General features: G+C 69.8%; 20 protein-coding genes. 8 read left to right on the top strand and 12 right to left on the bottom strand.

What is annotated here, in order from left to right; genetic code table 11:
• The 7 genes from HMPREF2924_RS14090 to zapE all read left to right on the top strand — a co-directional run.
• Positions 1–698: AAA-type ATPase lid domain-containing protein (locus HMPREF2924_RS14090; RefSeq protein WP_049330460.1), on the top strand; the 698-nt coding region annotated here is incomplete at its 5' end.
• 235 nt (positions 699–933) lie between these two features.
• Positions 934–1,200 (top strand): hypothetical protein, encoded by a 267-nt coding sequence (locus HMPREF2924_RS14095; protein WP_003089476.1) that lies wholly within the window; start codon positions 934–936, stop codon positions 1,198–1,200.
• Positions 1,201–1,359: 159 nt separating this feature from the next.
• Positions 1,360–1,920, top strand: a complete 561-nt coding sequence (gene msuE / locus HMPREF2924_RS14100; protein ID WP_003089470.1) for an FMN reductase — start codon at positions 1,360–1,362, stop codon at positions 1,918–1,920.
• Between the two features lie 9 nt (positions 1,921–1,929).
• Positions 1,930–3,075: an FMNH2-dependent alkanesulfonate monooxygenase gene (gene ssuD / locus HMPREF2924_RS14105; RefSeq protein ID WP_003104713.1), complete on the top strand. Its 1,146-nt coding sequence runs from the start codon at positions 1,930–1,932 to the stop codon at positions 3,073–3,075.
• A 29-nt stretch (positions 3,076–3,104) separates the two neighbouring features.
• On the top strand, positions 3,105–4,289 hold the full coding sequence (locus HMPREF2924_RS14110; RefSeq protein ID WP_003131576.1) for an acyl-CoA dehydrogenase family protein: 1,185 nt from the start codon (positions 3,105–3,107) through the stop codon (positions 4,287–4,289).
• Complete coding sequence (locus HMPREF2924_RS14115) at positions 4,286–5,416, top strand: sigma-54 interaction domain-containing protein (RefSeq protein ID WP_003131577.1); 1,131 nt, start codon at positions 4,286–4,288, stop codon at positions 5,414–5,416. The genes HMPREF2924_RS14110 and HMPREF2924_RS14115 overlap by 4 nt, the downstream gene beginning before the upstream one ends.
• A gap of 160 nt (positions 5,417–5,576) precedes the next feature.
• The gene (gene zapE / locus HMPREF2924_RS14120; RefSeq protein WP_003131578.1) at positions 5,577–6,731 is read left to right on the top strand and encodes a cell division protein ZapE; all 1,155 of its coding nucleotides are present in this window, start codon (positions 5,577–5,579) and stop codon (positions 6,729–6,731) included.
• Positions 6,732–6,796: 65 nt separating this feature from the next.
• On the opposite strand, the gene HMPREF2924_RS14125 is transcribed toward zapE, so the two are convergent.
• The 7 genes from HMPREF2924_RS14125 to HMPREF2924_RS14155 all read right to left on the bottom strand — a co-directional run bounded on the left by HMPREF2924_RS14125 (position 6,797) and on the right by HMPREF2924_RS14155 (position 14,540).
• Positions 6,797–7,924 (bottom strand): glycerophosphodiester phosphodiesterase, encoded by a 1,128-nt coding sequence (locus HMPREF2924_RS14125; protein ID WP_003131579.1) that lies wholly within the window; start codon positions 7,922–7,924, stop codon positions 6,797–6,799.
• Between the two features lie 177 nt (positions 7,925–8,101).
• Positions 8,102–8,755 (bottom strand): methionine ABC transporter permease, encoded by a 654-nt coding sequence (locus HMPREF2924_RS14130; RefSeq protein WP_003111646.1) that lies wholly within the window; start codon positions 8,753–8,755, stop codon positions 8,102–8,104.
• Complete coding sequence (locus HMPREF2924_RS14135; protein ID WP_003131581.1) at positions 8,739–9,848, bottom strand: methionine ABC transporter ATP-binding protein; 1,110 nt, start codon at positions 9,846–9,848, stop codon at positions 8,739–8,741. The genes HMPREF2924_RS14130 and HMPREF2924_RS14135 overlap by 17 nt, the downstream gene beginning before the upstream one ends.
• Complete coding sequence (locus tag HMPREF2924_RS14140) at positions 9,845–10,639, bottom strand: MetQ/NlpA family ABC transporter substrate-binding protein (protein WP_003089461.1); 795 nt, start codon at positions 10,637–10,639, stop codon at positions 9,845–9,847. Before HMPREF2924_RS14140 ends, HMPREF2924_RS14135 begins: the two co-directional genes overlap by 4 nt.
• Before the next feature lie 31 nt (positions 10,640–10,670).
• A complete protein-coding gene (locus HMPREF2924_RS14145) occupies positions 10,671–12,059 on the bottom strand; it encodes an LLM class flavin-dependent oxidoreductase (protein ID WP_003089459.1) in 1,389 nt (462 codons plus the stop codon).
• Between the two features lie 17 nt (positions 12,060–12,076).
• Positions 12,077–13,294 (bottom strand): SfnB family sulfur acquisition oxidoreductase, encoded by a 1,218-nt coding sequence (locus HMPREF2924_RS14150; RefSeq protein WP_003089457.1) that lies wholly within the window; start codon positions 13,292–13,294, stop codon positions 12,077–12,079.
• Positions 13,295–13,304: 10 nt separating this feature from the next.
• Positions 13,305–14,540, bottom strand: a complete 1,236-nt coding sequence (locus HMPREF2924_RS14155; protein WP_003131584.1) for an SfnB family sulfur acquisition oxidoreductase — start codon at positions 14,538–14,540, stop codon at positions 13,305–13,307.
• Positions 14,541–14,958: 418 nt separating this feature from the next.
• Between HMPREF2924_RS14155 and HMPREF2924_RS14160 the strand changes: the two genes are divergently transcribed.
• The gene (locus HMPREF2924_RS14160; RefSeq protein WP_003131586.1) at positions 14,959–16,194 is read left to right on the top strand and encodes an NAD(P)/FAD-dependent oxidoreductase; all 1,236 of its coding nucleotides are present in this window, start codon (positions 14,959–14,961) and stop codon (positions 16,192–16,194) included.
• Positions 16,195–16,224: 30 nt separating this feature from the next.
• Here the strand turns inward: HMPREF2924_RS14160 and HMPREF2924_RS14165 are convergent, their stop codons facing one another.
• Genes HMPREF2924_RS14165 through HMPREF2924_RS14185 form a run of 5 tightly spaced genes read right to left on the bottom strand, consistent with a single transcriptional unit; the run spans position 16,225 to position 22,187 of the window.
• Positions 16,225–17,157 (bottom strand): carbohydrate kinase family protein, encoded by a 933-nt coding sequence (locus tag HMPREF2924_RS14165; protein ID WP_003131587.1) that lies wholly within the window; start codon positions 17,155–17,157, stop codon positions 16,225–16,227.
• A 41-nt stretch (positions 17,158–17,198) separates the two neighbouring features.
• Positions 17,199–18,707, bottom strand: a complete 1,509-nt coding sequence (gene xylB, locus HMPREF2924_RS14170) for a xylulokinase (RefSeq protein WP_003131588.1) — start codon at positions 18,705–18,707, stop codon at positions 17,199–17,201.
• On the bottom strand, positions 18,704–20,179 hold the full coding sequence (locus HMPREF2924_RS14175) for a mannitol dehydrogenase family protein (RefSeq protein ID WP_003131590.1): 1,476 nt from the start codon (positions 20,177–20,179) through the stop codon (positions 18,704–18,706). The genes xylB and HMPREF2924_RS14175 overlap by 4 nt, the downstream gene beginning before the upstream one ends.
• Before the next feature lie 22 nt (positions 20,180–20,201).
• Positions 20,202–21,314: an ABC transporter ATP-binding protein gene (locus HMPREF2924_RS14180; protein ID WP_003089446.1), complete on the bottom strand. Its 1,113-nt coding sequence runs from the start codon at positions 21,312–21,314 to the stop codon at positions 20,202–20,204.
• Positions 21,315–21,353: 39 nt separating this feature from the next.
• Positions 21,354–22,187: a carbohydrate ABC transporter permease gene (locus HMPREF2924_RS14185; RefSeq protein ID WP_003089444.1), complete on the bottom strand. Its 834-nt coding sequence runs from the start codon at positions 22,185–22,187 to the stop codon at positions 21,354–21,356.
• Positions 22,188–22,196: the final 9 nt, after the last annotated feature.

Below are 22,196 nucleotides of genomic sequence, written 5' to 3' on the forward strand. Positions count from 1 at the left end.
AGGTCAAGCTGCTGCGCGTGCTGCAGGAGCGCGAGGTGGTGCGGCTCGGTTCGCGCCGGCCGATCCCCATCGACGTGCGGCTGGTGGCGGCGACCAACGTCGACCTGGCCGACGCGGTGGTCGCCGGGCACTTCCGCGAGGACCTGTTCTACCGCCTGCACGTGGCGACCATCCAACTGCCGCCGTTGCGCGAGCGCCGCGGCGATATCCTGCCGCTGGCCGAGTACTTCATCGTCGAGCACTGCCGGCGCCTCGGCTACACCAGCGCGAGCCTGAGCCCGGAAGCCGAGCGCAAGCTGCTCGGGCATTCCTGGGCGGGCAATATCCGCGAGCTGGAGAACGCCATCCACCACGCGCTGCTGGTCTGCCGCAACCGCCTGATCCAGCCGGCCGACCTGCACCTCATCGACATGCGTGCGCGCCAGGAGCCGAGCGGCTTGCGCCGCGCCCCCGAGAGCGCCGCCGGCTCGGCGCTGGAAGCGGCGCTGCAGGCACTGTTCGAGGAAAACCGCGAGGATCTCTACGAGCACATCGAGGAAACCGTGTTCCGCGCCGCCTATCGCTTCTGCCACGGCAACCAGTTGCAGACCGGACGCCTGCTGGGGATCAGCCGCAACATCGTGCGCGCCCGCCTGGAGAAGATCGGCGAGCTGGAAACCTCGCCACGACACAACGTGGTCTCGCTGGTGGGCAAGTGAGCGTGGTGCTTTACAGTCTTTCACAATTCCCCCACAAAACCGGCAAGAACCCGGACGGCGGCTGTTCTACAACGGAGCGGTGAATCTCGTTGGCCGGACCAGGGACGTCGCCATGCCTCGCTCCGCTCGCCTGTGTCGCTCGCTCCCGGTAGCCGCTTTCCCGGCCGCGCCGAGTCCGCCCGGTCCTCCAGTCACAGCAACCTTGGTTTCCCGACCCGGCGAAGAGGATCGCTGCATGCCGTACTGTTCGCCGGAACAACTCGCCGACCTCGGCCCGCTGCTGGATTGCCTGCGCCGCTGGCCGCGCATCCGCGAGCCGCGGCCGGGGGTGTTCTACCTGGGCGACCAGCCGTTCTGCCAGTTCCATTCGCGCAATGGCCAGCGCTGGGCCGACGTCAAGCGCCGCAAGGGGCGCCTGCCGCCGTTCGTCCTGCCGCCGGGCGACCAGTATTCGGCGCGGGCATTCCAGATATTCCTGCTCCAGGCCTACAAGCTGAACTGAACTGTTGCCCGGGCAACAGTCGGACAGCAGCGCTGTTGCGTGGCTGACAGGCCGAGGCCGGAAACCCGCCGCAACTGCCCGGAAAACGCACATTTCCCCGTTGGTACGGCCCTTGCTCCAGGGCACTGCACCTAGCGCAACAGTCCACAGGGAAATCCCATGACCAGCCCCTTCAAAGTCGTCGCCGTCTCCGGCGGCACCTATCGCCCGTCCCGCACCCTGGTACTCACCCAGGCCCTGATCGCCGAGCTTGGCCAGTCGCTGCCGATCGACAGCCGAGTCATCGAGCTGACCGACATCGCCGCGCCGCTGGGCGCTACCCTGGCGCGCAACCAGGCGCCGGCGGAACTGCAGGCGGTGCTCGACGAGATCGAAAGCGCCGACCTGCTGCTGGTCGCCTCGCCGGTCTACCGTGGCTCCTATCCGGGCCTGCTCAAGCACCTGTTCGACCTGATCGACCTCAACGCCTTGATCGACACCCCGGTGCTGCTCGCCGCCACTGGCGGCACCGAGCGCCACGCGCTGGTCCTCGACCACCAGTTGCGCCCGCTGTTCAGCTTCTTCCAGGCGATCACCCTGCCCATCGGGGTCTACGCCAGCGAGGCCGACTTCGACAACTACCGGATCGTCAGCGAGCCGCTGAAGGCGCGCATCCGCCTCGCCGCCGAGCGCGCCGCGCCGCTGTTCGGCGGACGCTCCGAACTGTTGAAGATCGCCTGAGGTGCGCCGATGAACGTGTTCTGGTTCCTCCCGACCCACGGCGATGGCCACTTCCTCGGCACCAGCCAGGGCGCGCGGCCGGTCTCGCTGCCTTACCTGAAGCAGGTGGCACAGGCGGCCGACAGCCTTGGCTACCACGGCGTGCTGATCCCCACCGGACGCTCCTGCGAGGACTCCTGGGTGGTGGCCTCGGCGCTGGCGCCGCTGACCGAGCGCCTGCGCTTCCTGGTGGCGATCCGTCCGGGAATCGTTTCGCCGACCGTCTCGGCGCGGATGGCGGCGACCCTCGACCGCCTGTCCGGCGGGCGCCTGCTGATCAACGTGGTCACCGGCGGCGATCCCGACGAGAACCGCGGCGACGGCATCCACCTCGGCCACGCCGAGCGCTACGAGGTCACCGACGAGTTCCTTCGGGTCTGGCGGCGCGTCCTGCAGGGCGAGGCGGTGGACTTCCACGGCAAGCACATCCACGTGGAGAACGCCAAGGCGCTCTATCCGCCGCTGCAACGGCCGTATCCGCCGCTGTACTTCGGCGGTTCCTCGGAGGCCGCCCACGAACTGGCCGGCGAACAGGTGGACGTCTACCTGACCTGGGGCGAGCCGTTGCCGGCGGTGGCGGCGAAGATCGCCGACGTGCGCCAGCGAGCGGCTCGCCATGGGCGTACGGTGAAGTTCGGCATCCGCCTGCATGTGATCGTTCGCGAAACCGCCGAAGAAGCCTGGCGCGCCGCGGACAGGCTGATCGAGCACATCTCCGACGAGACCATCGCCGCCGCGCAGCAGTCCTTCGCCCGTTTCGACTCCGAAGGCCAGCGACGCATGGCCGCGCTGCACGGCGGCCGCCGCGATCGCCTGGAGATCCAGCCGAACCTCTGGGCCGGGGTCGGCCTGGTGCGCGGCGGCGCCGGCACCGCGCTGGTCGGCGATCCGCGGCAGGTGGCGGAGCGGATCGGGGAGTACGCCGAGCTCGGCATCGACAGCTTCATCTTCTCCGGCTATCCGCACTTGGAAGAGGCCTACCGCTTCGCCGAACTGGTCTTCCCGCTGCTGCCCGAACCCTACGCCAGCCTGGCCGGCCGTGGGCTGACCAACCTGACCGGGCCGTTCGGCGAAATGATCGCCAACGACGTGCTGCCGGCTCGCGCCGGCGCTTGAGCGGCCGTGCCCCCGAGGAGAAACCCCCTGTGAATGCGAAGACCCGCCCCGAGGCGCAAACGCCGTTGCAGATTGCCCGGCGCCTGGCCGCCGATTTCGCCGAGAACGCCGCCGAGCGCGACGTCGCCGGCGGCACCCCGAAGGCCGAGCGCGACGCGTTGCGCCGCAGCGGCCTGTTGTCGCTGATCATCCCGCGCGAATACGGCGGCCTGGGGGCGAGCTGGAGCGAAACCCTGCAAACCGTGCGCGAACTGGCCCGGGTCGACAGCTCGATCGCCCACGTCTACGGCTTCCAGCACCTGATGCTGGCCACCGTGCGCCTGTTCTCGCGGCCCGAGCAATGGCAGCCGTGGTTCGAGCTGACCGCGCGCAACCGCTGGTTCTGGGGCAACGCGCTGAACCCGCTGGACAACCGTACCGTGGCCCGGCGCTTCGACGGCTGGCGCGAGTTCTCCGGGAAGAAGAGCTTCTGCTCCGGCGCCCGCGATTCGGAGATGCTCATCGCCTCGGCGCTGGACGGCGAGGGCGGGGCGCTGCTGATCGCCGCCATCCCCACCGCGCGCAGCGGTATCAGCCTGGGCCAGGATTGGGACAACATGGGCCAGCGGCAGACCGACAGCGGCAGCGCGATCTTCGAGCGAGTGCGGGTGGAGGAGAGCGAGTTGCTGCTCGATCCCGGGCCGCTGAGCACGCCGTTCGCCTGCCTGCGGCCGCTGATCGCCCAGTTGATCTTCACCGAGGTGTTCCTCGGCATCGCCGAAGGCGCCTTCGAGGAGGCTCGCCAGTACACCCTGCGCGAAGCGCGACCGTGGTTCCGCTCCGAGGTCGCCGAGGCCAATGCCGACCCCTATGTGCTGGCACGCTACGGCGAATTCTGGGTCGGCCTGGAAAGCACCCGGGCGCTGGTCGAGCGCGCCGCGCAACGCCTCGACGCCGCCTGGTCCAGAGGCCCGGCGCTGGACGCCAGCGAGCGCGGCCAGTTGGCCCTGGCCATCGCCGCCGCCAAGGTCGCCGCGACGCGCAACGGCCTCGACCTGTGCAACCGCATGTTCGAAGTCACCGGCGCCCGCTCCACTCACGCCGCCCTGCGCCTGGACCGCTACTGGCGCAACCTGCGCACCCAGACCCTGCACGACCCGCTGGACTACAAGATCCGCGAGCTGGGCGACTGGGCGCTGAACCAGTCACCGCCGCAACCGACCTTCTACTCATGAACGCTTCTACCCATACTCCCGACCGGCTGCTGACGCTGCCACGTTCGCCGAACCTGGCGACCTCGATCCGCGCCACCGCCCAGGTCTTCGAGGACCCGAAGTCCCAGGCCCTGCTCGAACACCTGCGCCAGGTGGCGCCGAGCGAGGCCAGCGTGCTGGTGATCGGCGAGACCGGCACCGGCAAGGAACTGGTGGCGCGGCATATCCACAACCTCAGCGCGCGGCGCAACGGCCCGTTCGTGGCGGTCAACTGCGGGGCCTTCTCCGAGTCACTGGTGGAAGCCGAGCTGTTCGGCCACGAGAAGGGCGCCTTTACGGGCGCCCTGGCGGCCAAGGCCGGCTGGTTCGAGGAAGCCAACGGCGGCACCCTGTTCCTCGACGAGATCGGCGACCTGCCGATGCCGATCCAGGTCAAGCTGCTGCGTGTGTTGCAGGAGCGCGAGGTGGTGCGCCTGGGTTCGCGCAAGAGCATCCCCATCGACGTGCGCGTGCTGGCGGCGACCAACGTGCAACTGGAGCGGGCGATCAATGCCGGGCACTTCCGCGAGGACCTGTACTACCGGCTCAATGTCGTCAGCCTGGAGCTGTCGCCGTTGCGCGAGCGACCCGGCGACATCCTGCCGCTGACCCGCCACTTCATCGCCGAGTACAGCCGTCGCCTGGGCTACGGCCAGAGCCAGTTGAGCCCGGAGGCGGCGCAGAAGTTGCGCGCCTATTCCTGGCCGGGGAACATCCGCGAGCTGGAGAACGTCATCCACCATACCTTGCTGATCTGCCGCGACGGGCTCATCCGCGCGGATGACCTGCACCTGTCCAACCTGCGCCTGGAGCGTGGCGAGGAGCTGGCGCGCGGGGGCCCGGCGAGCGGCGCCGCCGAGCACTTGTTGCAGCAGGCTTTCCAGCGGCTGTTCGAAGAGCAGGGCGAGAACCTCCATGGGCGGGTCGAGGATGCCCTGCTGCGCGCGGCGTACCGTTTCTGCCATGGCAACCAGGTGCATACCGCCAACCTGCTGGGACTCAGCCGCAACGTCACGCGCACGCGGCTGATCGCCATCGGCGAGCTGGTGGTGAACAAGCGCGGTGGCCAGCGGATCGATGGCGAGCGGGCGGTGCGGTTGTCGATCTGACTTCAGGCGCTCGGATAAGCGCAAGCGGTTATTCGGCCAACCTCCCGCGACTATCCGCCGTGCCGGCGCTGCGGCATTCGCCCAAACCCAGTCGGGCGCAGTAGACTCGGCGCTTTGCGGAGCGTCTGGCTCCGCGCTCTGCGCCAGGTGGAACTGCCCGATGCCCGATACCTCTCCCGATCTGCCGGCCATGTCGCCGCTCGCCGCCTATCGTCAGGCCGTGGAACAGCGCGGTTTCGCTCCCGACGAGGCGCAGCGGCGCGCAGCCGAGGCGCTGGAGCGTTGTTTCCAGGCCCTGCACGAGCCGCACCGCCACGGCGCGATCCAGGGCGTCTACCTGTGGGGACCGGTAGGACGCGGCAAGACCTGGCTGATGGATCACTTCTACCAGTGCCTGCGCGTGCCCGCGCGGCGCCAGCACTTCCACCACTTCATGCAATGGGTGCACCAGCGCCAGTTCGAACTGACCGGTACAGCCGACCCGTTGCGCGCCCTGGCCCGCGAGTTGGCGCGGGACGTGCGGGTGCTGTGCTTCGACGAGCTGTTCGTCAGCGATATCGGCGACGCCATCCTGCTCGGCAGCCTGCTGCGCATCATGTTCGAGGAGGGCGTGGTGCTGGTCGCCACTTCCAACCAGCCGCCGGAGCAGTTGTACGCCGACGGCTTCAACCGCGAACGCTTCCTCCCGGCGATCGAGGCGATCCAGCGGCACATGACGGTGGTCGCGGTGGATGGCGACCAGGACCACCGCCTGCATCCCGGCCGGGCCGAGCAACGCTACTGGGTGGTGGAGGCGGGGCAGGCGGGCGGTTTCGCCGAACTCTTCGCGCGCCTGAGCGCCGGCGAAGTGGTGTCCGCGCAGCCCATCGAGCTGGCGCACCGCCCGCTGGCGGTGCGCCGGCACAGCGAGTCGGTGCTCTGGTGCAGCTATGCGCAGCTCTGCGAGGTACCGCTGTCGGCGCTGGACTTCATCGGCCTTTGCGACCGCTACCGGGCGATCCTGATGGACGACCTGCCGTGCCTGAGCGCCAGCCAGCGCGAAGGCCGCATAGCCCGTGGCACCGAGGACGGCGTGCAACTGGTGGAGGCGGGGGATCGCGAATTGCCGCAGTTGTCGGTGCACGACGACGGCGTGCGGCGCTTCATCGCCCTGGTGGACGAATGCTACGACCGCAAGGTGCCGCTCTACCTGGAGGCCAGGGTGCCGTTGGAGGCACTTTATACCGAGGGCTACCTGGCCTTCGCCTTCCGTCGCACCCTCAGCCGGCTGCGCGAGATGCAGCTGGCACGCTTCGGCAGCGACAGCGCCGGCTAGCGCCGCGCCGCCGAAGCGGGAACTGCGGATGGCCGCCCGCGCTCATCCGCCGGCCAGGCCGAGGCTCAGTAGCCGTGCCGGCGCAGCAGCGCGTCCATGTCTTGCGCCGCCGGGCGGCCCTGGAACTTCAGCAGTTCCGAGGTGCGGTTGGTGAAGAAACCGTCGACGCCGGCCGCGCCTAGGGCCTTGAAGTCTTCCGCCGAGTCCACCGAGTAGGCATGGATGAACAACCCGCGCGCGTGGGTCATGCGGTTCATCCAGGGTTTCACCAGGTCGGCGTAGCTCTGTTCGCCGCGTTCGCTGAGGGTCGCCGAGGGCCCGGTGCCCAGCGCGCCGTGGGCCTTGGCCCAGTCCAGCCAGGCGCCGAACTCGGCTTCGGACTTCACTTCCTGCCTGGCGTAGAAGGCCGCCTTGTCGGTTTCCCCGGATTCCTTGAAGGTCACTGGCGAACGGGCTTCCAGGTAGCCGTCACCGAGCCACAGCAGGAGAATCTTCGGCACTTGCGGCATGCTTTCTTGCAGCAGTTCCAGGCTGCTCTTCTCGAAGGTCTGCAGGATCACCCGGCCATTGCCGTGGGCCACGTCGACATGCCCGGCGGCGGCGCGCTCGCGGGGTTGCAGCCAGCCGCGGCGTTCCAGCAGCTTGCGCAGGTCGTCTTCGATGCCGGGGAATTGCGCCGGTACCTTGGTCTCCAGGTACAGGCCCGGCTTGTTGGCGCCGCCCTCGGCGATGTCGAGCATCTCGTCGAGGGTGAGGATGCGCAGGCCGACGAAGCCGGGCCGGGCGCGCTCGGGGAAGGCGCGATTGAACCAGGAGCCGGCGTCCAGGCGCTTGAGTTCGGCGAGAGTGAAGCTGCTCACCGGGTCCTTGGCGCGTCCCGGGAAGACCTCGGCGACGTCGGTGGTGCGCTCCAGGGTGTCGTCGTGGAGGGCGACCAGCACGCCGTCGCGGCTGCGCTGCACGTCGGCTTCCAGGTAGTCGGCGCCGAGGTCGCGGGCCAGCAGGTAGGCCGCGGCGGTTTCCTCGGGGGCGTCGTACGAGGCGCCGCGGTGGGCGATGACCGCCGGCCAGGGCACGCCGGCGGCGGCGCTGAGGGCCTTGCCGGACGGCTCCGCGGCCTGGGCGGCGAGCCCCGCCGTCAGGCCGAGGAAGCCCAGGGTCTTGAATGTTCCTTGCCAGAATCTTTGCCGCATGAGGCGCCTTTCCTTCTTTCTTTTTCACGGGATTGCCGACCAGTCTGGCGTCGCCGGATGACCGCAGGACGACAGATACAGGTCTGTCCGGCGCGGGGAAAGATGCGCTGTCGCGGCGACGCTGGTTCCTGTCGCCCTCGGCAAAGCGCCAGCCCTCCCAGGCCGGGAGGGCGGATTCTACAGGCGTTTGTTCAGCAGGCGGGCCAGGCGGTCGCCGCCGAACTGGATCAACGTGACCAGCAGCACAAGGACGATGATCACGGTGAGCATCACCTGGGTGTCGAAGCGCTGGTAGCCGTAGCGGTAGGCCAGGTCGCCCAGGCCGCCGGCACCGATCGCGCCGGCCATGGCCGAGGAATTGATCATGGTCACCAGGGTGATGGTGAAGCCGCCGACGATGCCCGGTCGCGCCTCCGGTAACAGTACGTTGCAGATGATGTGGCGGCGTTCGCAGCCCATCGCCTGGGCCGCCTCCACCAGGCCGTGGTCGACTTCGCGCAGGCTGACCTCGGCGATCCGCGCGAAGAACGGCGTGGCGGCGATGGTCAGCGGCACCACCGCGGCCCAGACGCCATAGCTGGTGCCGACGATCATCCGGGTAAAGGGAATCAGCGCCACCATCAGGATCAGGAAGGGTACCGAGCGCAGCACGTTGACCAGACCGCCCAGGATGCGATTGAGCAGGCGCGCCTCGAAGATCCCGCCCGGCCCGGTGGTGACCAGCACCAGGGCCAGCGGGATACCCACCAGCAGGACGATGGCGGAGGACGCGCCGATCATCAGCAGCGTATCGAGGAAACCTTGCCAGAGCCGTTCAAGCATGGGCGACATGGCCGAGCACCTCCACCTTGTCCGCCACCAGCGCGGCCTTGGCCAGCACGCCGGGAAGCTCGCCGGGCGGCGCGCCGACCTGTAGCAGCAGGCGCCCCAGGGCGCGGCCCTGGATCCGCTCTATGCCGCCGTGGAGCAGGTCGACGCGCTGGCCGATGGCCCTGGCGATGGCTAGCAGGTCCGGCACCCGTCGGCTGGCGCCGGTGTACTGGAGATCGAGCAGCACCGGATCGCCGGCGCCGGGAGCCTGGCGCAGGCGCGCCTGGAGGTCGGCCGGGAGGGCGGCGCGCAGGCTGCCGAGCAGGCTTCGGGTGACGGCATGGCGCGGATCGCCGAAGACTTCCCAGACTTCGCCCTGTTCGACGATGCGGCCGCATTCGAGGACCACCACGCGGTCGCAGATCTCGCGGATGACCGCCATCTCGTGGGTGATCAGGACGATGGTCAGGCCCAGCCGGCGGTTGATGTCGCGCAGCAGCGCGAGGATCGCCTGGGTGCTCTCCGGGTCCAGCGCCGAGGTGGCTTCGTCGCAGAGCAGGATCTGCGGCTGGTGCACCAGCGCGCGGGCGATGCCGACGCGCTGTTTCTGCCCGCCGGAGAGCTGCGCCGGGTAGGCGTCGCGTTTTTCCTCCAGGCCGACCAGTTGCAGCAGCCCGGCGACCCGCTCCTCGATCCGTGCCCGGGGCACCCCGGCCACCCGCAGCGGCAGGGCGATGTTCTGCCACACGGTCTTGGCCGACATCAGGTTGAAGTGCTGGAAGATCATGCCGATGCGTCGGCGCAGGGCGACCAGACGCTGGCCGTCGTAGCCGCCGATGTCTTCATCGTCGATCAGCACCTGCCCCTCGCTGGGACGCTCCAGGCGATTGAGGGTGCGGATCAGCGAGGACTTGCCGGCGCCGCTGCGGCCGATGATGCCGAACACTTCGCCGCGGCGGATTTCCAGGTCGATCTCCCGCAGGGCCTGGACCCCGCCGGGGTAGCGCTTGCCCAGGCCGTGGAGACGGATGTGCGGCGTGGAGGCGCGCGTGTCGGGCGCCGTCGGGAACGGTTCGAGGGGCAGCAGGCTCGGGGGAACGGTCATGGTCGTCACTCCCAGCCCGGCTGGTACAGCGTGCCATGGGCCTTGTCCAGCGCGGCGCGGACCACCGGCGAATGCTGGTAGATGTCGACGAAGCGCGCCAGGCGGCCGTCGCGGTCCTGGTAGTCGCCGCGGGTGACGAACTGGATCACGTATTCCCGGTTGTCGATCCCGTCGAACAGCAGCGCCCGGGTCGGGTCGATGGTCCCGGCCAGGCGCAGGTAGTGCGGGTAGCCCTGGGCCAGGTCGAAATCGTCGAGGGCGCGCGCCAGTTGCACCGCCTCCAGCTCGGTGATGCGGATGTCCTTCGGGTTGTCGACGATATCGTCGAGGGTCGCCTTGTAGCCGACGCCGTCCCTGAGCTTCAGCAGGCCGGCCTTCTGTAGCAGTTGCAGGCCGCGGCCGCCATTGATCGGGTCGTTGGCGATGGCCACGCTGGCGCCTTCCGGCAACTCTGCGAGGCTGGCGTAGCGCTTCGAATAGAGCCCGACGTTGTTGATGATCCCCGGCGCGAACGGCTTCAGCCGGAAGCCGCCTTCGCGGTTGGCGTTTTCCAGGAAGGGCACGTGCTGGAAGTAGTTGGCGTCGATGTCGCCCTGGGCGAGGGTGATGTTGGGGGCGTTCCAGTCGCTGAACTCGACCAGTTCGACCTTCAACCCCTGCTTGCCGGCTTCGCTCACGGCGACTTCCAGCGGCGGGGCGAAGGCGGCGGTGGTGCCGATCTTCAGCGGGGCGTCGGCGGCCTGGACCGGGCCGCTGCCGAGGAGGACGGCCAGGCTCAGGGTTTTCAGGGTGTTCAGCATGGTGGGCTCCTGAACGAAAGGGAAAGTGGGGTCAGGCCTGGCGCTGGTGCGCGGCCGGGGGCTGGCGGAAGGCGGCGCCGGCGTGTTCCGCCTGCAGGCGCGCGCGGCCGCCGCCGAAGAGCTTCTCCCGCAGGGTGCCGGGGGCGTAGGCGGTCTTGTAGCTGCCGCGTGCCTGCAACTCGGGCACCACCAGGTCGATGAAGTCGGCGTAGCTCTCCGGCTCCACGGTGCGGGTCAGGTTGAAGCCGTCCAGGCCGGTATCGGCGATCCAGCCTTCGAGATCGTCGGCGACCTGGCGCGGGTCGCCTACCAGGGTCACGTAGCGGCCGCCCAGGGCCAACTGATCGAGGAGCTTGCGCACGGTGGAGTCGGTGCGCGCCACGGTGAGGTTCTTCACCACCGACTCGATGGCGTTGTTCTTCTCGTAGCGGATCGGTTCGTCGAGCCCGTAGCGCGACAGGTCGATGCCGCTGGAGCTGGCGAAGTGCGCCAGGCCGGCCTCGGGGCTGGCGTAGCGGCGGTACTCGGCATGCTTGTCGCGGGCCTCGGCCGCGGTGGCGGCGACGATCACGTTGATACCCATGAAGATCCTGATGTCCTCGGCCCGACGGCCGGCGCCGACCACCGCCGCGCGGATGCGCTGCACCAGTTGGCGGGTGGCCTCGCGGGTCTGTCCGGAGACGAACACGCATTCGGCGTGGCGCGCGGCGAAGGCCAAGCCACGCTCCGAGGAGCCGGCCTGGAACAGCACCGGGGTGCGCTGTGGAGAGGGCTCGGCGAGGTGGTAGCCCTCGACCTGGTAGAACTCGCCATGGTGGCGGATCTTGTGGATCTTCTCCGGCCGCGCGTAGACCCGTCGCTGGCGGTCGGCGAGCACCGCGTCGTCTTCCCAACTGCCCTCCCAGAGCTTGTAGAGGACCTCCAGGTACTCGTCGGCGCGGTCGTAGCGGCGGTCGTGCTCGATCTGCGCGGACTGGCCCATGGCCTTGGCCGCGCTTTCCAGGTAGCCGGTGACGATGTTCCAGCCGATCCGCCCGTCGCTCAGGTGGTCGAGGGTCGAGAGCCGCCGGGCGAACGGGTAGGGCGCCTCGTAGGTGAGGTTGGCGGTGACGCCGAAACCCAGGTGCTCGGTGACCCCGGCCATGGCCGAGACCAGCATCAGTGGGTCGTTCACCGGCAACTGGACGGCTTCGCGGGCGGTCACCTCGATGCCGCCCTGGTAGACGTCGTAGACGCCGAGGATATCGGCGATGAACAGGCCGTCGAACAGGCCGCGCTCCAGCAGCCGGGCCAGCTCGGTCCAGTGGCGCAGTTTGCGGTAGTCGCTGGAGCGGTCGCGCGGGTGGGTCCAGAGGCCGTGGTTGATATGGCCGACGCAATTCATGCTGAAGGCGTTTAGGAGAATCTGCTTCTTGCTCATGGCGGTTCCTTCGGCGTTCAGAGCGTGCCGCGGCGTGGCGGCAGGCGGCCGTTGAGGTAGTAGTCGCCGACCGCGTGGTACTTCCAGCGCACCGGGTCGTGCAGGGTGTGTACGCGGGCGTTGCGCCAGTGGCGGTCGAGACCGAGTTCGGCGAGACAGGCGCGGCTGCCGCCAAGCTCGATCAGCTTGCTGCCGGCCAGCAGGGCGACCTCGGTGGTCAGCGCGCGGGCTTCGGCGACGGCGATCGAGGCGGCCGCCACGCTTTCCGCGTCCGGCTCGGCGGTGGCCCGGTCGAGCACCCGCCCGGCACGCTCCAGCAGCGCTTCGGCGGCGTGCAGGCGGATCGCCAGGCGGCCGATCTCGTGGATGGTCAGTGGGTCGTCGCTGGCCTTGTCGACGCCGGAGTCGACCCAGGGCCGGGCGCGCTCGCGGACGAAACGCAGGGTGTCCTCGAAGGCGCCGCGGGCGATCCCGGCGTCGATCGCCGCGTGGAGGATCTGCGCCAGCGGGCCGACGGTGGTCGGGCGCTCGAAGGCGTCCTGGAACGAGACCACGTCCTCGGCGGCCACCGCTACCCGGTCGAACAGCGCCGAACCGCTGCCGGTGGTGCGTTGACCGAAGCCGGACCAGTCGTCGACGATTTCCAGCCCGGCGCTGTCGCGCGGGACGAAGGCCAGTTGCTGGCGGCCCTCGTCGTCCACCGCCAGGGTCGGCACCCGCTGCGCGTAGAGTGCGCCGGTGCAGTAGAACTTGCGCCCGTCCAGGCGGTAGCCGTCGCCGTCGGCGCGCAGGCGGGTACGGCGCTCGCTGGCGGTACGCGTGCCGATCTCGGCCAGGGCGTTGCCGAAACGCTCGCCGGCCAGGGCGGCGCCGAACAGGCGACCTTTCTGCGCCGGCGAGCCGTTCACCCGCAGCACTTCGAGGGCGTAGAAATGGTTCTGCGGAATCTGCCCCAGGGAACTGTCGGCGGCGCTGACGATCGCCACCACCTTCGCCAGGGTCACCCGCGAGACGCCGGCCCCGCCGTATTCGCGGGGCACCGCGATGCCCCACAGGCCGGAGCGGGAGAACAGTTCCAGTTCTTCCAGCGGCAGGCGCCGCTCGCGGTCGCGCTGGATGCTTTCGCGGGCGAACAGGGCGGCCAGCTCGCGGGCCGTTTCCAGGGCTTCGTCGTCGCTGCCGATGCGATGGGCAGCGGCCGTGGGATTGTCGCGCGTAGCGTGTGCGAGGCTCATCGGGCGCTCCTCAGATCCATGAGTGACGCGCCGGACGGGCGCCGTTCAGGTAGTAGTCGCCGACCGCGTGGACCTTCCAGCGCACCGGGTCGTGCAGGGTGTGGGTGCGGGCGTTGCGCCAGTGCCGGTCGAGGTTGAACTCGGCGAGCGTGGCACGGCTGCCGGCCAGCTCGAAGAGCTTCTCGCTGGCGGCCAGGCTGATCTCGGTGCTCAGCACCTTGGCCTCGGCCACGGCGATCGAGGCGCGTGCCGCCGACTCGGCGTCCACCGGCCGCGCGGCCACTTCGTCGAGGACCTGGCCGGCCTTCTCCAGCAGGGCGTTGGCGGCGTGCAGCTCGATTTGCAGGCGGCCGACCTCGGCGATGCTGTAGAGCTCATCGCTGGCGCGTTCGACCTGGGCGTCGATCCAGGGCCGGCTGCGTTCGCGGACGAACGCCTGGGCGTCGTCCAGCGCCGCCTGGGCGATGCCGGCGTCGATGGCGGCCTGGATCAGTTGCGAGACGGCGCCCTGGAGGCTCGGGATCTCGGCCAGCAGGCCGTTGTGGATCAGCATGTCGCCGGCTACCGGAACCTCCTCCAGCAGTACCGTGCCGCTGGCGGTGGTGCGCTGGCCGAAGCCGGACCAGTCGTCGACGATGCGCAGGCCGGGAGCGCCGCGCTCGACGAAGAGCATCACCGCGCGCTCTTCCTCGTCGATGGCCTTGACCGCCACCCAGTGGGCGAACAAGGCGCCGGTGGAGTAGAACTTCTCGCCGCTGACCCGGTAGCCGTCGCCGTCGCGACGGACCCGCGCCTTCAGCTCCAGGGTGTGGCGGGTATTGCGTTCCGGGCCGGCGTTGGCCAGCCGGCGGCCGTCGAGGATGCCACGGAACAGCTTGCGTTTCTGCGCCGGGCTGGCGACGTTGTCGATCACGCTGAGCAGGCCGAACTGGTTCTGCGGAATCTGTCCGAGGGCCGGGTCGGCGGCACAGATGACGCGGAACACCTCGGCCAGGGTCACGTGGGAAACCTGCGCGCCGCCATAGGCGCGGGGAATGCCGATGCCGCCCAGGCCGAGGCGGGTGAAGAGTTCCAGTTCCTGCCAGGGCAGGCGTCGTTCGCGGTCGCGTAGCGCCGCTTCGCGACGGGCCAGCCCGGCTACCTCGTGGGCGGCCTGCAACGCCTGGGCGTCGTTCTCGATGAGGCGTGCCGGGAGTAGCCGGGGCGCCTGGTCACGAAGATCCTTGGGTGCGGTTTCGTCGGTCATGGTTCAGCCTTGCAGCGTGGTGGTTCCGCCAGCGGCATCGGTGTGGCGCGGCTCGCGGGTTCGGTGGTGCGGGTGGAACGCCTGGAGGAGGGAGGGGAAACAGGCGGTAACGACATGCTCGCTGGGCACCTCTGGCAGTTCGGATAGGTGGCTGGCGCGATCGCCAAGCCTCTGCCAGGTCTGTTTGCACAAGCCGTGCCGTTTGCTAATCAATAGAAAAATCAAAGAGTTGGAGGTTTGCTCCAACAGTTTCTGCTGGTCCGCGGGCGCTGCCTGTTGCTCCGCTGTTGCCAGGGCAACAGTTACCGGCGGATTACAGCCGGATGCCGCGCGCCGGCGCCGTGCTGCTAGGGTGATAGGGTTTCGCGCGCGGCGGCCTGGCGCGCGCCCACCCACTCGGATCGTCGAAGGAACTCCCATGCAGAGCGCTAACGCTTCAGAACTCACCACCGACATCGCCGTGATCGGCGGCGGCGCGGCCGGCATCGGCGTGATCGCCAGCCTGCTGAAACGTTCGCCGGGGTTGCGTATCAGCCTGATCGAGCCGGCGGACACCCACTACTACCAACCGGGCTGGACCCTGGTCGGTGGCGGCGCCTACGCCCAGGGCGACACCGCGCGGCCGATGGCCGGGCTGGTCCCGCCCGGCGTGGAGTGGCTGCGCACCCGTGTCGAGCGGGTCGACCCCGAGGCGCGCCGGCTACTGCTGGAGAGTGGCGGCAGCCTGGAATACCGCAACCTGATCGTCTGCCCCGGCCTGCGCCTGGCCTGGGAGCGCATCGAGGGCCTGGAGGAGACCCTCGGGCGCAACGGCGTCACCTCCAACTACCGCTACGACCTGGCGCCCTACACCTGGGAGCTGGTGCGCGGCCTGCGTGGCGGCAAGGCGCTGTTCACCCAGCCGGCGATGCCGATCAAGTGCGCCGGGGCGCCGCAGAAAGCCATGTACCTGTCCTGCGACCACTGGCTGCGGGAGGGCGTGCTGCAAGACATCGAGGTCGAGTTCGACCTGGCCGGCGCGGCGTTGTTCGGCGTCGCCGATTTCGTTCCGCCGCTGATGGAATACGTGCGCAAGTATTCGGCCGAGCTGGCGTTCAATTCCAACCTGGTGAAGGTCGACGGCGCGGCGCGCAAGGCCTGGTTCGAGGTGAAGGACGCCGACGGCAACACCAATCTGGCGGAAAAGGACTTCGACCTGCTGCACGTGGTGCCGCCGCAGCTGCCGCCGACCTTCGTCGCCGCCAGCGGCCTGGGCGACGCGGCCGGCTGGTGCGAAGTCGACCCGGCGACCCTGCAACATGTCCGCCATGGCGAGATCTTCGCCCTCGGCGATGTCTGCGGCACCGCCAACGCGAAGACCGCGGCGGCGGCGCGCAAGCAGATCGTGGTGGTGGCCGAGAACCTTCTCGGCCTGCGCAGCGGCCGTGGCCTGCCGCTGCGCTACGACGGTTACGGCGGTTGCCCGCTGACCGTCGAGCGCGGCCGGGTGGTGCTGGCGGAGTTCGGCTACGCCGGCAAGCTGCTGCCGACCTTCCCGCTGGAGCCCACCGCGGCCAGCCGCTTCGCCTGGCTGCTCAAGCGCCACGTACTGCCCTGGGTGTACTGGAACGCCATGCTCAAGGGCCGGGAGTGGCTGGCGCGGCCGGGGCGCTAGACCGGGCGGCAGCCCTCGGCCTGACCGGCCTCAAAGCTCGTGGGCGAACGGCAGGTCCGGCCCCACCCGCGAGCAGGTGACCGCCGCCGCGCGGATGGCGAAGGCGAGCATCGCGTCGATCGCTTCCCGCGACAGCGCGGCTAGCCCGGCCGGGCTGTCGGCGTCGAGGCGGCGGAGGTAGGCGAGGGTCGCCGCCTGGAAGGTATCGCCGGCGCCGACCGTATCGCGCAGCGCCAGGGCGGTATCCGCCGGGCGACTCCAGCTGCCGTGGGTGCAGTGCACGCTGGCGCCGGCGCCGCCGTGGGTGACGAAGACCAGCCGGCAGCGCGGGTTCAGCCAGCCGCGGGCCACCTCGCCGGGATCGCGGTCGGGGTAGAGCAGGGCCAGGTCTTCCTCGCTGGCCTTGATCAGGTGCGCATGACTGGCGAAGGCCTCGACCCGGCGCCGCCAGAGGTCGATGTCCGGCTGCGGGTCGAGGCGCACGTTGGGATCCAGGCTGACCAGGCGCCGGCCGCTCTCGCGCCGGACCAGCGCCAGCAGGGTGTCGGCCACCGGCGTCACCACCAGGGTGTAGGAGCCGACGTGCAGCCCGCGTATCCGCCCATCCAGCGTCGGCAGGTGTTCCAGGCGCACCTGGCGGTCGGCGCAGCCCTCGCCGCGGAACTGGTATTGCGCCGAGCCGCTGGCGTCGAGGCCGACCATCGCCAGGGTGGTCGGGGCGTCGCTGGGCACCAGGAAGCCGCAGTCCACGCCTTCTTCTTCGAGCACCCGGCGCAGCGGCGCGCCCAGGTAGTCGCTGGACAGCCCGCCGAACAGCGCCACCTCCACGCCCAGCCGGCGCAGGCCGACGGCGACGTTGAACGGCGAGCCGCCGGCGATCGCGGTGAAGCCCAGCTCGTTGCTGCGCGCAGCGCTTTCCAGGCTGAAGACATCGAAAAGGGCCTCGCCACACACCAGGTACATGCAGATCTCCAAAACGCCAGAAGAGGAAGGAAAACCGGCCATTATCGCGGAGGCAGGTGCTCCAGGTAACGCCGGTAGGCCTGTTCGTAGGCTGCCTGTCGTCGCGCCTGGGGCTGGGTGCGGGTCGCCTCGTCGAGCGCCACGCAGCGCCGGCACAGGGCTTCCAGGCTTTCACCGGCGCCGCTTTCGCGGCCCAGGCTCCAGGCCGCCTGGAGCGCCGCGCCAAGGGCGGCGGCCTCGGTCTGCCGTGGACAGACCAGCGGCAGGCCGAGCAGGTCGGCGAGCGTCCGCCGCCACAGCGGGCTCTTCGCCGCGCCGCCGACCAGGCGGATTTCCTCGCCCGGCAGGCCGCTGGCGCGCAGCAGGTCGAGGCCGTAGCGCAGGCCGAAGGCGGTGCCTTCGAGCACCGCCCGGCAAAGATTGGCGCGGCTCAGGTTGGCCGCGGTCATGCCATGCAGGCTGGCGCTGGCGTACGGTAGCGCCGGAACCCGCTCGCCGTCGAAGAACGGCAGCATCAGCAGACCCTCGGCGCCGACCGGCGCCTGGGCGGCCAGCCGGGAGAATTCGTCGAGGTCGAGGTGCAGCAGGTCCTGTACCAGGCCGCAGGCACCGGTGAGGTTCATCGTGCAGGCCAGCGGCAGCCAACCGCCGGACGAGGCGCAGAAGGTCGCCAGCTCGCCGTGCGGACTGACCAGCGGCCGCTCGGCATAGGCGCTCAGGGTGCCGGAGGTGCCCAGGCTGGCGGTGAGCAGGCCGGGGCGGATGTTGCCGGTGCCGATGGCGGCGAGCATGTTGTCGCCGCCGCCGCCGGCGACCCGCGTGTGGGGAGCCAGGCCGAGGGCGGCGGCCGCTTCGGGGCGCAGGTTGCCGATGCAGGCGCCGGGCTCGATCAGCTCCGGCAGCGCCGCCGCCAGGCGTCCGCCCGGCTCGACCAGCTCCAGCACGTCGCTGGCCCAGGTGCGCCGGCGCACGTCGAAGTAGCCGCTACCGGAGGCGTCGCCCGCTTCGCTGCAGACGCGGCCGGTGAGCCAGTGGTTGAGGTAGTCGTGGGGCAGGAGGATGTGCGCGACGCGGGCGAACAGCTCGGGAAAGCGGCGCCTGCTCCAGAGCAGCTTGGACAGCGTGTAGCCCGGCGCGAGCACCAGCCCCAGGCGTTCCAGCGAGCCGGCCGGGCCGCCGAGGGCTTCCAGCAGCTCGCGGTTCTCCGCCGCGCTCTCGGTGTCGCACCAGAGCTTGGCCGGGCGCAGCGCCCGGCCCTCGGCGTCGAGCAGGAGCAGCCCATGCTGCTGGGCGGAAACCGCCAGGGCGCGGACCTCGCGGCCGTCCACCGCGGCTTCTTCCAGGGCCATGCGTACCGCGCTGGCCATGGCTTCCAGCCAGTCCGCCGGGTCCTGCTCGCGGCGTCCGTCGCGGCCTTCCGGCGGGCGCTGCGCGGCGCTGCCCAGGCCCAGCGTGCAGCCGCTGCCGGCGTCGAGCAGCAGCGCCTTGCTGCCTTGGGTGCCGCAATCGATGCCGAGGAACAATCCGTGCATGCGGCCCTCCGGAGTCATTCGCCGAGTACCTGGCGCAGGGTTTCGCTGACGCCGTGTCGGCGCAGGCTGTCGTAGAGGCGCTCGAAGGCCTCGACGAAGGCCGCCGAGGCCGGGATCGCCGGGCCGAACACGGTCTCCACGCCGAGCAGGCGCCGGCCCAGGCCGTGGCGTTCGGCAACCAGCGCCTGGCATTCGGCGGCGCGCGGATCGGGAATCGGGTAGTGCTCGCCATGCTCGTCGACCCCGCCCAGGTACAGCGCCCAGGCCGCCACCACCAGGGCCACCCGTTCCAGCGGCCGGCCGGCGGCGATCAGCCGATTGGCGGTGGGGACGATGAACTTGGGAAACTTCGACGAGCCGTCCGAGCAGACCCGTTCCAGTTGGTCGGCGATGGCGCGGTTGGCGAAGCGCTCGACCAGGCTGTCCTTGTAGCGCTCCAGGTCGATCCCCGGTACCGGCGCCAGCAGTGGGGCCACGTCGCGGTCCATGAAGGCCCGCACGTAGCGGCGCAGCAGCGGGTCGCCGAGGGTCTCGTGGACGAAGCGGTAGCCGCGCAGGAAGCCCAGGTAGGTGAGCGCCAGGTGGCTGCCGTTGAGCAGGCCGATCTTCATCTCCTCGTAGGGCGTGACGTCGTCGGTGAACTGCACGCCGACCTTTTCCCAGGCCGGACGCCCGGCGCTGAAACGATCTTCCAGCACCCATTGCACGAAGGGTTCGCAGACCACCGGCCAGGCGTCTTCCACGCCGTGCCGTTGGGCCAGTTGGCGGCGGTGGGCGGGGCTGGTCATCGGGGTGATGCGGTCGACCATGGCGTTGGGAAAGCTGACGTGCGTCGCGATCCAGCGCGCCAGCCCCGGGTCGAGCCGTTCGGCGAAGGCCAGCAGCGCCTTGCGCGCCACCTCGCCGTTGTGCGGGAGGTTGTCGCAGGACATCACGGTGAACGCCGGCACGCCTGTGTCGCGGCGCCGCCGCAGAGCCTCGCAGAGAAAGCCGAAGACCCCGCGCGGGGTCCGCGGGTTGGCCAGGTCGTGGCGCACCAGCGGCAACTCGGCGAGGAACTCGCCGCTGCCGTCGTCGATGCAGTAGCCGCCTTCGGTGATGGTCAGCGAGACGATGCGGATGGCCGGCTCGGCAAGCTTTTCCAGCAGCGCCTCGGCGCCGTCCTCGGCGAGCAGCATGCCGCTGATGGCGCCGATCACGCGGACCTCGGTGTCCGGCTGGTCGCCCAGCTCGTAGAGGGTGTAGAGGTAGTCCTGGGCGGCCAGGGCGTCGCGCATGGCGCGGTCGTCGCTGCGCAGGCCGGCGCCGCAGATCGCCCAGTCGAGGGCTTCGCCGCGGTTCATCAGGGCGTCGGTGTAGGCCGCCTGGTGCGCGCGGTGGAAGCCGCCGACGCCGATGTGGACGATGCCCTGGCGCAGTTGCGCGGGGTCGTAGGACGGGCGGGCGACAGCGGTCGCCAGCAGGGGGAGGTGCTGCCGGTTGAGTTTCATCGGTGGGTTCCCGCTGGCGGCTTCAGGCCGCCTGTTGCAGTCGTTTGTCGAGGGCCTGGCCGTTGCTGTCGAACAGATGGCAGTGCGCCGGATCGAAGCCCAGCTCCAGGGGGGCGCCGTAGTCCGGTGCGAAATCGCCGCGCACGCGCAGGGTGAGCATTTCCCCCGAGTCGGCGCGGACATGGCAGAAGCTGTCGCTGCCCAGGCGCTCGCTGACGTCGGCGGCGACCCGCAGCAGGCCCTGGAAGGCATGGCCCGGGCGGGCGATGTTCAGGTGTTCCGGGCGGATGCCGAGGGTCACCGGGCTGCCGGTGGCCAGCTCGCCGGCGCATAGCGGCAGGCCGACGCGCGCGCCGCATTCGAGGGCGACCTCGCAGCGCTCGCCCTGGTTGCGGCTCAGATGGCCGCGCAGGAAGCCCATCTTCGGCGTGCCGAGGAAGCCGGCGACGAACAGGTTGGCCGGATGGTGGTAAAGCTCCAGCGGCGAGCCGACCTGCTCGACGCGCCCGCCGTTGAGCACCACGACCTTGTCCGCCAGGGTCATCGCCTCGACCTGGTCGTGGGTCACGTAGATCATGGTCGCCGCCAGTTCCTGGTGCAGCCGCGCCAGTTCCAGGCGCATCTGCACGCGCAGGGCGGCGTCGAGGTTGGACAGCGGTTCGTCGAAGAGGAATATCTTCGGGTTGCGCACGATCGCCCGGCCGATCGCCACCCGCTGCCGCTGGCCGCCGGAGAGCTGGCGCGGCTTGCGCTCCAGCAGCGCTTGCAGTTCGAGGATGCGTGCGGCGGCGTCGACCTTGGCGGCGACCTCGCGCTTGTCGACGCCGGCCAGGTCGAGGGCGAAGGAGAGGTTCCTGCGCACCGTCATGTGCGGGTACAGCGCGTAGGTCTGGAAGACCATCGCCAGGTCGCGCTTCGCCGGCGGGGTGTCGGTGATGTCCGTGCCGTCGAGGGCGATGCTGCCGCCGCTGGCCTCTTCGAGGCCGGCGATCAGGCGCAGCAGGGTCGACTTGCCGCAGCCGGAGGGGCCGACGAAGACCACGAACTCGCGGTCGCGGACGTCGAGGTCGATGCCCTTGATGATGGCCTGGCCGTCGAAGCCTTTCTGCAGGTTGCGGATCTTGAGATCAGCCATGGCGGAATACCTCCGTGGACGAAAGGATGGGGATGCGCTTCATTTCACGGCGCCGAAGGAAAGGCCGCGTACCAGCTGCTTCTGGCTGATCCAGCCGAAGACCAGGATCGGCGCGCAGGCGAGGGTGGAGACGGCCGAGAGCTTGGCCCAGAACAGTCCTTCGGGGCTGGAATAGGAGGCGACCAAGGCGGTCAGCGGGGCGGCGGCCGAGGAGGTCAGGTTGAGCGACCAGAAGGCCTCGTTCCAGCACAGGATCAGCGACAGCAGCAGGGTCGAGGCGAGCCCGCCGCGGGCGATCGGCAGCAGTACGCGGACGATCTCCTGCCAGGTGCCGGCGCCGTCCAGGCGCGCTGCTTCGAGGATGTCCACGGGGATGTCCTTGAAGTAGGTGTACACCATCCAGACCACGATCGGCAGGTTGATCAGGGTGTAGACGATGATCAGCGCCAGCCGCGAATCGAGCAGGCCGAACTGCTTGGCCAGCAGGTAGATCGGCATCAGTACGCCGACCGGCGGAAGCATCTTGGTCGACAGCATCCAGAGCAGCGTGCGCCTGGTGCGGCGGGTCTCGAAGAAGGCCATGGAGTAGGCCGCCGGCACCGCGACGAGCATGCACAGGAGGGTCGCCGAGGAGGAGATCAGCAGCGAGTTCCAGGCATAGGCGAAGTAGTCGCTGCGCTCGTTGATGTGCAGGTAGTTCTCCAGGGTCGGCTGGAAGATGAACTGCGGCGGCGTGGCGAAGGCGTCGATCTCGCTCTTGAAGCTGGTCAGCAGCATCCAGAAGATCGGGAAGAACAGCAGCAGGGCGATGCCCCAGCAGAGCAGGCCGAGCAGGGCGTTGCGCAGGCGGCGGGATTGCTTGAGTGTCAGCATGGCGGGTTC

The organism is Pseudomonas sp. HMSC063H08 (assembly GCF_001813645.1).
In the GTDB taxonomy this organism is placed as follows: Bacteria; Pseudomonadota; Gammaproteobacteria; order Pseudomonadales; family Pseudomonadaceae; genus Pseudomonas; species Pseudomonas aeruginosa.